The 12,198-nt window shown below is 55.1% G+C and carries 6 protein-coding genes; 5 read left to right on the forward strand and 1 reads right to left on the reverse strand.

The annotated features are described in order from the left end of the window. Window positions 1-13 precede the first annotated feature (13 nt). The 5 genes from OLTU_RS19445 (at window position 14) to OLTU_RS19465 (ending at window position 10,942) form a co-directional block, all read left to right on the forward strand. A complete protein-coding gene (locus OLTU_RS19445) occupies window positions 14-2,263 on the forward strand; it encodes a multicopper oxidase domain-containing protein (protein WP_141734427.1) in 2,250 nt (749 codons plus the stop codon). Window positions 2,264-2,457: 194 nt separating this feature from the next. Then, window positions 2,458-3,798 (forward strand): cytochrome P450, encoded by a 1,341-nt coding sequence (locus OLTU_RS19450; RefSeq protein ID WP_218110139.1) that lies wholly within the window; start codon window positions 2,458-2,460, stop codon window positions 3,796-3,798. A 238-nt stretch (window positions 3,799-4,036) separates the two neighbouring features. Next, window positions 4,037-6,124 (forward strand): TonB-dependent receptor, encoded by a 2,088-nt coding sequence (locus OLTU_RS19455; RefSeq protein ID WP_176736776.1) that lies wholly within the window; start codon window positions 4,037-4,039, stop codon window positions 6,122-6,124. 347 nt (window positions 6,125-6,471) lie between these two features. Then, on the forward strand, window positions 6,472-10,551 hold the full coding sequence (locus tag OLTU_RS19460) for a chemotaxis protein CheB (protein ID WP_141734430.1): 4,080 nt from the start codon (window positions 6,472-6,474) through the stop codon (window positions 10,549-10,551). Continuing rightward, window positions 10,526-10,942: a response regulator gene (locus tag OLTU_RS19465; RefSeq protein WP_141734431.1), complete on the forward strand. Its 417-nt coding sequence runs from the start codon at window positions 10,526-10,528 to the stop codon at window positions 10,940-10,942. Before OLTU_RS19460 ends, OLTU_RS19465 begins: the two co-directional genes overlap by 26 nt. On the opposite strand, the gene OLTU_RS19470 is transcribed toward OLTU_RS19465, so the two are convergent. After that, window positions 10,939-12,174, reverse strand: coding sequence for a hypothetical protein (locus OLTU_RS19470; RefSeq protein WP_141734432.1), 1,236 nt, complete (start codon window positions 12,172-12,174; stop codon window positions 10,939-10,941). The genes OLTU_RS19465 and OLTU_RS19470 overlap by 4 nt on opposite strands. Between the last annotated feature and the right edge of the window lie 24 nt (window positions 12,175-12,198).

Below are 12,198 nucleotides of genomic sequence, written 5' to 3' on the forward strand. Positions count from 1 at the left end.
ATGAGGAGCTGTAATGAAACGCCTGTTCTTATTGACTATTTTCACGCTGCTGGCTATGCCGTTGACCCTGACGGGCGCCGAAAAGGCCCGAACAGTTCGATATGAACTGGTCGCGACCCAGGGCACGGTCAATCTTAGTGGTAAGAAATCCGTGGATTTTGCGCTGCTGGTCAACGGCAGTCTGCCCGCCCCTACACTCGAGTTTACGGAAGGCGATGTAGCCGAAATCATCCTGAAGAACCAGATTCCCGGTCAGGAGGTTTCGATTCACTGGCATGGTCTTCTGCTGCCCCCTTTGATGGATGGTGTCCCTTATGTGAACACGCCCCCCATTCCCAGTGGCGGGTCGTTTACCTATCGCTTCCCGTTGAGGCAGTCGGGAACCTATTGGTACCACACGCATACCAATGTTCAGGAGCAGAAGGGCATCTACGGGGCCTTCATCGTGCATCCCAAAAAACCGAGGATAACGGCCGACAAGGATGCGATCGTCGTGTTGAGTGACTGGTCGGATGAGGATGCCACGCAGATACTCGCCAACCTGCGGAAGGATGGTGACTACTATCTGTATAAGAAGGGAACCGTTCGCTCCTGGATCGGGGCCATGCGGGAAAATGCGCTTGGGATTTATTTGGAGAACGAATGGACCCGCATGGGCGGGATGGATTATTCAGACGTCGGGTATGACGCTTTTCTGATCAACGGGAAGCGGAATGCGCAGCTGGCAGTGGCCCATCCGGGGGAGAAAATTCGGATACGGATTATAAATGCTGCGGCGTCCACCTACTTTCACGTAGCGCTTGGAGATAGGGCCATGCAGGTCGTTGCGGTGGATGGCGTGGATATGAAGCCGACCTGGACGCGGGAAATCTTGATCGGCATGGCTGAGACCTATGACGTGCTCTTTGAAGTGCCGGCGCACAAGAATTATGAATTGAAAGCCACCGCCCAGGATGGAACGGGGTCTGCATCCGCATGGATTGGAATGGGCGATCAGGTGCCGGCGCCGGTGAAACCCATGCCGCCGATGTATGAGGCCATGGATCATGGAGGGCATGGAGGTGAGCATGCGGGGCATGCGGATCATTCCGAGCATGGCGGTGACCATGCGGGGCACAGCAGCCAGATGGCCGTTCAGGGTGATGAGCACGCCGCGCATAACGGCCACGATGCGAAGCATGACAAGCACCCACCAAAGTCGGCCGCAACTGGCAGCGACTCCTCTCACACCGGGCATGAGGATCACTCCATGCATGCGACGCAGGACAAACCTGACCACTCCCAGCATGCCGGCCACGGCGCCGCCGATAAGGAGATTCTCCAGACGCTGACTGTCGACAACATCCAGGCCCTCGAACCCACCCGGTTTGCCAGCAATCTCCCCGTTCACGATGTCAAGCTCGTCCTCGATGGCGATATGGAACGCTATGTCTGGCACATCAATGGCAAGGCCATCTTCGAAGACCGCACCATTGAAATCAAGGAAGGCCAGGTCATCCGCTTCACGATGGTCAACGAAACCATGATGCATCACCCCATGCATCTCCACGGACACTTCTTCCGGGTGCTTAATCCATTCGGCGATCGTTCCCCGTGGAAACACACTGTCGACGTCTCCCCCCACACCACCCGCACCATCGAGTTTCTCGCCAATGAACCAGGCGAGTGGATGCTGCATTGCCACAACCTCTATCACATGAAAACCGGCATGGCCCGGGTGGTGAAATATTCCAGTTTCACCCCGTCCCCGGAAGTCGCCAGGCATCAGAAGCACGACCCCCACAATCATGATCACACCTATTTTTATGGAATGCTGGAAACCTCAACCAACCACGGCCAGGCCAAATTCCGCCTGACCCAAACCTGGAATGAACTCGAAGCCCGGGTGGAAACCGGCGAGGACTATCAATCGGAAGTGGAAGGCGATCTTCTCTACCGCCGCTGGCAGGACCGCTATCTGAACTTCATCCTCGGCGGCAGCCATTTTCACGACAAAACCCGGGCGGTCGCCGGTGTGGGCTATCTGCTGCCGATGCTGATCGAAAGCAACCTTCTGGTCGATCATACGGGCCGACTACGGCTTGATCTGGACAAGCGCTTCCAGTGGACGTCCACCCTTTTTTCCGACGCTGATGTCAGTTTTCGGCAAAGCGAAAGAACCGAGTGGGAAGTCTCCCTCATGTATGCCAACTCCTGGTCCTGGGCCGCTGGCCTGAAGGTGACCGAAGACAACACCGGCGTCGGTGTGCAGTTCCAATTTTGAACACCAAGGGGTGAGGGTTTTCACCCCTCGTGATTTATAAAAAAACGGAAACTTTGCCCTCGGCCGTTGAGTTGCGTGGACTCTTTGTCAATGATCCTTTGGCACTAAGGGTGCAGCGCGCGCCCGTCTTTCATCGCGACTCGGAAGGGAGAATTATGCGAGACATGCCACAAGACAAGAGCCTCGACAGCACCATGGATCTGCTAGCAGACGGCTACCGTTTTATTTCCAAGCGCTGTCAGCAGTATCAAACCAAGGTCTTTGAAACACGGGTCATGCTGCAGAAAGCCGTCTGCATGCAAGGCGAGGAAGCCAGTCGCCTCTTCTACGAGCCGGATCGGTTTACCCGAAAAGGAGCCGTGCCACCCAATACACTGAAGCTTCTGCAGGACATCGGCAGTGTTCAGTCGCTTGACGGTGAGGATCACCTTGAGCGCAAACGGATGTTCCTGGCCATGATGAAACCCGACAGCTTGCAAAGACTGTCCGATATCTTTGCCGAGCAGTGGCTGATGCAACTCGACAAGTGGGTCGGCAAGGATTCCATCATTTTTCTGCCCGAGGTTCAGGACATCCTCACCCGCGCTGTCTGCATATGGGCCGACGTGCCGTTGACCGAACCCCAGGCGAAATTGCGTCGGGTTGAATTTGCCTCCATGATCAGCGGCGCCGGCTCGGTGGGTCTGCGCAACTGGTGGGGCCTCTTTCTTCGCAATCAGAATGAGCGCTGGGCGGAAAAATTGATCAGTGGGATCCGGGAAACGCAAAAGGAAAATCCCAGCGGCTCACCCCTCGAAATTATCGTCTGGCATCGCGATCGCGAGGGTAAGCTTTTGGATGTTGAAACGGCTGCAGTGGAACTGATCAACATTCTGCGCCCCACGGTGGCGGTCGCCTGGTATCTGGTGTTTGTCGCGCACGCCCTGCATGAGCATCCGGAGTGCAAGATCCGTTTGCAAAGCGGCGACCCGCGCTATTTGGAAGCTTTTGTCCAGGAAGTGCGGCGCTTCTATCCCTTCTTTCCTTTCATCGCCGGTCGCGCGACGACCAATTTCGAATGGCATGACTATGTGTTCAAGGAAGGCTCCCTGGTTCTGTTCGATATTTACGGCACCAATCACGATCCGGATATTTGGAAGGATCCGGAAGCCTTCCGTCCCGAACGTTTCATGGAAAATGAAATCAATCTCTTCAGCCTTGTAGCCCAGGGAGCCGGCGACGTCGTGAAAGGTCATCGCTGTCCAGGGGAATGGATTGCGATTGAACTGATGAAACGTTCCGCGCATCTTCTCACCAACATGATGATGTATGATATTCCGGAACAGGATCTCAGCATCGATTTTTCCCGCATGCCGGCGATCCCCAAAAGCAAGCTGATCATGAGCAACATTCAGCGGGTCGCGCAGCCCGTCGCTCCGGACCTCAGCCCCGTGACGCTCGACGGTTACGCGCCGCGTTCCGATTTCGCGTTCCCCGGCACGCCTCCCCTGCGGGAGAACATGGAAACCCAGGGCGTCGAACCACTGGCCCAATAAGGATTCGCCTGGCGCAGGATGCAAAAGCGCAGAGCTGACGGGAAGCGGCTTCGCTTCCTGCAGCGGCGCGTAATCCCACCACCCCGAAACTGTCACTTTCGCAGATCAAAGCCACCCGCGGCCGCGGGGTTGAAAGAGGACCACACTCCATATCGATAAGGCGCTTTATTGGGTTTCAGCCTTTCCCGGAATGAAATACGATGGCCGCCCGCAAGCGAATGATCAGGAAGGAGACCTCATGAGAACTCTCTCCATACTCGCACTGGTGACCTGGCTCAGCCCTTGGGCCACAGCGCAGACAGTGACAAGCCAGGAGGTGGCGGCGGACGAAACGGTGACCGTCGAGTCGCCTAAAATTAACAGGGAAGCCTTCACGGGAGTCCCAGGAACCCGCTCGATTCTCGAAACACCCTACTCAATTCAAAGCTATGATTCCGCCCTGATCGAAGAGGAACAGCACGTCACCGCGAATCAGGTTTTACGCCATGATCCGGCGCTCACCAATGCGTCCCCTCCGGGTGGATTCACGGCCTTTAATCTCAGCTTTCGCGGTTTTCCGTCAGGATCAGATGCGATCACGTTCTACGGCATGGGACCCGGCGCGATGTTCTCCGGCTCGTTGGGCCAGCTTTACAGCGTCGAGCGTCTGGATGTCATCAAGGGCCCATCCGCCGGCCTGGGCAGTCTTTCCCAGAGTCCCGGGGTCGGTGGCGCCGTCAACGTCATGCCGAAGCTGCCGCTGGACCGCAATCGCAGCACGGCCGCGCTGGGCTTTCGCGAACGCGGGATCCTCAGTGGCCACGTGGATGTGAATCGCCGCCTGGACGAGTCGACGGCGGTGCGCTTGAACCTTGCGTCGGAGGCAGGAGAAACTTTTTATGGAGGCCGGGATGAGCGTGATGTGGCGGCGCTTGCTCTGAAGCAGAACCTGGGATCGAACGCCACCCTTATCCTGGGCTACGATCAAATTCGCATCAAAAGTGAAGGCTATCAAAACGGTTTTGTTCTGGCTTCCGGAGTCCCTGTGCCACGGGCTCCTGATCCGAGCCGCAATCATTTTCAAAAGTGGACCTGGCTCGAACAGGAATGGAACTATGGCTACACCTCATTGCAATGGTCGTTCGCCCCGGATTGGAATCTGTTCGTTCAGGGGCTCTACGGCATTCGGCGGCGTCCCATCCTCTCGTCCGGAACAGGTCTGATCCAAAGCGAGGAGGGTGAGATGCTCCTGCGTCCCAATTATTTTGCGAAGGGTACGCGCTATAAACCCTTCTTTGGCGGGAATGCCTTTCTCAGCACCCGGCTGGCAACGGGCAGCTGTCAGCATGCGATCACCCTCTCCTATCTCAGCAGCGGTTTCACCTTCCGGACGGCCCAGGGCGGCCGGCTCGATCCCATCCCCTCGCATCTTTATCAACCGGTTTATGTGGAACGCCCGGAACTCAACACGGAAGCGATCGGCATCACCAGTGAGGTGGAAGCCAGCACGCTGGCTCTTACGGATGATATCGAGGTGAGTGAGCGCCTGAGTCTGCTCGTGGGGGTCCGCAAAAATCAACTGCAGGCCGCGAATTTTGATGTGGCGACCCGGGAAAAAACTCTGGATCGCACCGATAAAAACGAGGCGCCCTTTGGGGCGATAAGCTATGAAGTTTGGGATCAATCGCGACTCTATTTATCCTATACACAGGGTCTGGAGCGCGGTGGTGTGGCCCCCGTCTCGGCGACGAATGCGGATGAAATCATGCCTCCGGTGCGGAATCATCAGGTGGAACTGGGAGTGAAATCCGAAGCCTGGCGCGAAGTTTTTCTTGCAGCCGCCCTTTTTCAGATCGAACGCGGACTTGAATATCTGGATGCCGATACCAACACCTACCGGCAGGATGGTTTGCAGCGCAATCGCGGATTGGAATTGAGCGCCGATGGCCACCTCTCGGACGCCTGGAGTGTGAAGGCCGGGCTGCTGCTGCTCGATCCGCGTATCGTTCGCAGGGGCACAGTGCTGGAGAAAAGAGCGCCCGGCGCTCCCGCCATCACGCTGCCTCTAACCGTCGCCTGGAAATGGAATACGAGGCTCGGCCTTTCCACTTCGCTTTATCACTTTGGCCGTCAGTATGTGGATGCGAGCAACAGCCGTCGGCTTAAACCATGGACGCGATTTGATGCCGGACTCAGCCTGGCCGTGTTTATCGCTGAGCGTCCTTTGACCGTGAACGTCCAGGTTGAGAACATCGGAAACCAGCGCTACTGGGCTTCCGCGGCCGGTGGACAGCTCGCGCTCGGATCTCCGGAAATATGGAAGCTGGCTCTACGGATGACGCTCTAAGTCGGGACAAAAAAGGTCAGCGCTACGGCCTCAAATTCCTGCCTCTCGTTACGCGAAAAATTTGAATCAATAAAACTCTTTTCAGCCTGACGCCGGGCTCGGCTCGTCTTCTGTCAAGGGGGCAGGACATCCGAGCGATCAAATCGCCTTTACAGTCTCAGGCAATTCGGGTAACGGAAAAAAGGTTGGAATTTTTTTTCTCCGAACGCGGATGGATCAGACGTTAAGACGCTATCCGAGCGATCGGGCACGGGTGACTTTCGATTCCTGGTGTGAGCCACCTGCGCACGAATGCGACCCGTCTTCAGAGTTTTGCAATTTTGGAATTGTTGCACTCAAGGTGACCAATGACAGGAAAGTCCCCGACACGAAAGAGCAGGAAGGCAACGGGAAGATCACACAAGCCTGATGAACAACCCCGCAGGCAATCCAAACCGGATCGGGCGGCCCGGCGATCGGATGCGCTTCCCATTATTGTTGGCATTGGGGCTTCGGCTGGTGGCCTGGAGGCCCTGCGTGCACTTCTTACGCATTTGGCTGGTCAGACCGGTGCGGCGATCGTCATCGTCCAGCATATGGCGCCACAATATCGCAGCATGCTGGCCGAACTTCTCTCCCGGGACGCGCAGCACAAGGTCGAGCAGGTCATCGACAAGTCGCGGCCAAACGCTGATACCATCTATGTTACACCGCCTAATCACGACGTCATCATTCGAGATGGTGAATTATGCCTCGTTGACGCTCCTGATCGTATCAGTCCAAAACCGTCCATCGATCGCTTTTTCTCGTCCCTGGCCGAAGAACTGGGCGAGAACTGCGGTGGCATCATTCTTTCGGGAACCGGAAGTGATGGCGCGCAAGGAATCAAGGCCATTAAGGCAGCCGGCGGCTTTGCGATCGCTCAAAACCCTGAATCGGCAAAATATGATGGCATGCCACGCGCGGCGATTCACACGGGCGTGATCGACCTCGTGCTGACCCCAAAGGAAATCGCGGAACAGCTTCCCTCAATCATTACGCACCTTCCCGATAATGATCTGCCGGATCTCACGGTCTATTCGGAAGAGCCTTTCAAGGCCATCCTCGAACTTTTGAAGCGCCATACGAAAGTGGACTTCCTTCAGTACAAGCCCAATACACTCAAACGGCGCCTTCAGCGGCGTCTGAAGTCCAACCGGGTTGACCTTGAGCAGTACTTTGAAATGCTAAAAAAGGACGAGGCTGAAGTTAAGCGTCTTTTTCAAGACGTTCTGATCTCAGTCACGGAGTTTTTCCGGGACACCGAGCAGTACGAAGCCCTGAGGCATTGTCTGAAACGGTATTTGCAGGAACACAGGAACAGCTCACTCCTGAGGATTTGGAGCGCCGGATGTTCGACCGGAGAAGAGCCCTATTCGATTGCAATTATCATAAATGAGCTACTGCGCGAACTCAAACTATCCAGCGACGTTCAGATCTTCGCAACAGACATCAATGATGAGGCCATGGCCATCGCCAGACGCGGCCTCTATTCGTCAGCTTCACTTGCGGAAGCGCCGATGGAAATTGTGGACCGATATTTTGAGCGACTCGAAGGAGGGTATCAGGTCAAAAAAAGCATAAGGGAGAGTGTCGTCTTTGCAAGGCATGACCTGACAAGGGATCCACCGTTTCTCAAGATGGACCTTATCTGCTGCCGCAATGTCTTCATCTACTTTGATCAGCCCCTCCAGGACAGAATTATCAAGATCTTTCACTATGCGCTTAAGCCAGGGGGCATCCTTTTTCTGGGCAAGTCCGAATCCACAGGATCCACCGGATCCACGAAATCGTTCTTCACCAGTATTGATGGCAATTTCAAGATTTTCAGGCGAAATGAGCGGCCGAGTGACCCGTCGATCTCCTTTTCCAGTCTCCAGCTGGAGCGCGGCGAGGCGAAATTCAAGTCGGAATGGCCAAAGTCAAAGGACACGATCGAGCAGCTTAACGCCATGCTCAGAGCGTTCGCACCGAATTGCATTGTCGTCGACGAAGACCTTTCGGTTCGTGAAGTCTACGGAACGGCGCGACGCTACCTTGAGCTTCCGGAAGGAAGTCAGACGCTTTCCATAGATAAGCTCCTGAATCCGACCATCAGGAACAAGACGATCACTCTTCTTCACCGGGCCAAGCGCAACCATGAAATGGCCGTCGGAATGTATTTTGACTTTCACAAGGACGGCGCGCGGGAGGTCATCCAGCCCCGGGTTTTTCCCATCAAGATAAATCATGAGCCCCGCCTCGTTCTGAGTTTCGAGACGGTTGCGGTGCCACTGGATGAAAAGTTGGAGTCCTCCTCCCACAACAAATCCATGGCCAACGAGTTCGAACAGCTTGAACGGGAGCTGGCGGCCACCCGCGAACACCTGCAGACCGTTATCGAGGAGCAGGAAACATCCAATGAGGAACTGCAGGCGCTCAACGAGGAATTACACTCGGCCAATGAGGAACTTCAGTCAACGAACGAGGAGCTTGAAACATCCAATGAGGAACTGCAGTCGACCAATGAGGAGCTGACCACTCTCAATGAAGAGCTTAATGTCAAGTCGGCTGAACTCATCGACCTCAACAATTACCTAACGGCCGTGCAGGATGCCATCCAGTATCCCACCATTGTGGTCGACAGAAATCTGAATCTTGTGCGCTTCAATCGCTGCGCTGAACTTGTTTTCCGGCTGCATCCATCACAGAAAGGCAAGAATATTCGCTTGATCAGTACGAGCGAGCCGCTTGACCTTGCGTATTTGACCATTGAAGCGGCCTTCAAGGCGAATGAGCAGAAAAAGACCCAGATCAAGACCAAGGACCATGATTACGAAGTCAAGTGCGACCCCTTTTACAATCACAAGGGCGAACTTGACGGAATCGTGATATCGTTCGTTGACAATACGGAACTGCTCCGAGTTTTACGGGCCGTCGAGGCGTCGGAAAAAAAACTCAACGCGATTTTCGAAAACGTTCCTGCCGTTATTACCGTTAAGAATGCCACCGGACATTATACCTATGTAAATCGCCATTTTTGTGAACTTTTCGAGCTGCGAAGCGAAATGGTTATCGGCTTGAATGACGAGCAAATTTTTTCCGAGGATGTGGTTCGGGCCATGCGGGAGAGGGACCTTCAGGTCCTGGGAAGCCGTATCAGCCAGATAAGGGAGGAAGTCATCCCCATCAAAGGTAAGCAGGTGACCTTTCTCACCAGTCGCTTTCCGCTATTTGGTCCGGACGGTATCGTGGAATCCGTTTGCGCTGTATCCTTTGATGTCACGGCAGCCACGGAAGCACGAGAGAAGCTGGAACTCTTTAAGGCCACCATTTCCGCATCCGAGCAGGGCATCTTCATCTTTGAGCGTCAGGAGGATGGCCGCTACCAGACCACCTTCGCCTCGCAGTCCCTCGCGACGCTGGTCGGCATTCCGGCTTCCGAATTCATGGGAACAACATTTGAAACTGTTCTCGGTAAGCTGTTTGATCCTTCACCCGAAAACGATGGAGCCCGCATTCTGCGTGAAACGCTGGCATCCGGAGCCGCGTTGGAAGCAAAACGCACCACGGGCGACATGGTTCGCTATTTCGAAGCGCGCTCAACCGCCTACAATCCGGCCGGCTCAAAGGTGGCGACTCAGCTGTCGCTCATGATCTTCGATGTCACGGCGCGCAAGGAGGCGGAGGAGCTTCTTCGCAAAAAGCACGAGGAGGTCATGAAGGCGGCGAAGCTCGCGTCACTGGGTGAGATGGCCGCTGGCATTGCCCACGAGTTGAACACACCCCTGAGTACAATTCAGAGCTATGTGGACGTTATCAGGTGGAGCCCGGCCGCGGAGAATTTCGACGAGGAGACAAAATCCTCCCTTGATAAGATTGAGTCAACCATCATACGGATTTCTGAAATCATCGTGGGTCTCAAGTCTTTCGCCAAAGTTGACAGCCACCAGACGACAACCAGGTTTGACCTTGTCGAGCTGGTGCAGGAGGTTCTCAGGATCTGCGATTTCCACCTTCGAAATAAGGGGGTCAAGGTGTGCGTCGACGCCCCAGGAAAGCCCCTTATGCTACATGGCTGCCGCACCCAGATCTGCCAGGTTCTGGTCAATCTGGTCAACAATTCAATTGACGCGATCAGAAATCTTCAGGATAAATGGATCCAGATCAAGCTCATGGAGAAAGAGACTGGTATCACCATTCAAGTCATTGACAGTGGCCAGGGCATTCCAAAGAAGATTGCCACCATGGTGATGACCCCGTTCTTCACCACAAAGGATGAAGGAACCGGGCTTGGTCTGAGCCTGTCGCGGTCGATTGTCAAAGCCCACGGAGGAGACCTGACGATCAACGCAGCATTGCCGAATACCTGTTTCGAAGTGGTCCTGCCAAAAGGAGGAAACGATGGAGGCACCATCACATCTGTCTGAACTCAAAATCCTCGTGGTGGAGGACAGCGAGGACCTAACGGCCGTATGGCGGAAGCTCTTCAAGCGCGCAGGTATTTCCGCCTGCTTTTGCAATTCCGGGCGGGCCGCGCTGTCGATGATTGAAGGAGACTTTCATCCCCACATATTAATGACCGATTATTACCTGCCTGACACGACGGGCCTGGAGCTCGTGAGTGAGGTTCGAAAAAGGTCGAAGGAAATTGACTGCCTGATGGTGACGGGCAATCGCGATGATACCTTCATGGAGGCTGTTTCCCGGGAAAACGTTTCGGTCCTGCTCAAACCTTTGCGTTTTCCGGAACTTCTGGAAAGGCTTTCCACATTATCCACAAGACATCGGAACACGCATCGCGACGGCTGGACACACTAAAAAGTCATCATGAAGCTGGCCTGCCCCCCACCCCAGGGATGAAAGCGGCGTTCCGTAAAGGGAAAGTCGCCGGCAATCTGGTCGAGATCCCACGTCGTGTTCAATCGCAATCGGCCGGTCTTTCCCAGGACGAAGTCAGGTCCCCAGGTGACTTTGATTTCTGTCGCCTGCTTCCGTTTTCCTTCATCGAGCCTCACGTAGTTCATCACCAATCCCCAATGTTGAGTATGCTGTTCATTCCAGAAGGGCTTCGTCCAGTTCCAAAGGCCCGCAATTTCCTGCCGCCGCATCTCCTGCATCAGGGTCGTTTCTGTTTGGAATGCTTCGTATCGGGTTCCTTCCCACAGCCCCCAGACAGCATAGGCATAGGATTCCTGTCCCTTTGTGATCACCTCGCCAATCTCCATTATACGCCTCAGGTCATGATAGGACCGACCGTTCACCTCGGACAGCGCAGCCAGCGACTCGCGTCCCGCGTCTTCCTGGAACTCGAAATACAGCTCGCGGTCCGCATCGCTGAGCCAGCTCCAACGGAGTTGGGTGGCACGATGCTGGAAAGCATAGCGGCGATCCCGTGAAACCTGATACCAGATCACGGGCTGGTCCTGTTCATGCTGAAGGTGGAGCTGAGTACGTCCCCAGTCCTGCTGCAGGGACAGCTCCCACGTCCACGGATCCTTGGTCCGATAGTCCTCGCGACGAAGTCTTTTCGCTGTATAGAAGGTATCCACGGACCAGCCGACGAGTTGCCAATGCGCACCTGCGAACGGCACAAGCTTCAACTGCATCCCCAGATCCATAAATGATTTTTCGGTATGACCGTCGCCCAGAATTCCGACGCGCCAGCGTTCATGCTCGGGTCCATACGACAGCTCCAGAGCTGAATTGCGAAGGATCCGACGTGGCTCTTCATCGCGATCCGATTGGAAGGCCAGCTGCCAGCGTTCTCCCTCGGTCGAGCTTCTCAAGCGGATCTCTTCGCGAAACAGAAATTCCTTGGTATTGAGGCTGCCCGCGGAACCGCGATAACTCAGAGCATGTTGTGCCGCGTCCCGCTCCCAGCTCAAGGGATCCCGATAGCTGAGGATATCGTTATAGTATTCGGTCCCCAATCCTATCACGCGATTCAGAGCATCCGCTTCATGATGATTCCATCGCGCCAGCGCCGGTTCCGATAGAAACGGGATGAGCGTGCCTATTCTTAAAATTCCTTCCCATTTGCGATGGATCACGGCACGCCTCACACATGATGGAAC

The sequence above is a fragment of the Oligoflexus tunisiensis genome, from assembly GCF_001748245.1.
GTDB lineage: Bacteria > Bdellovibrionota_B > Oligoflexia > Oligoflexales > Oligoflexaceae > Oligoflexus > Oligoflexus tunisiensis.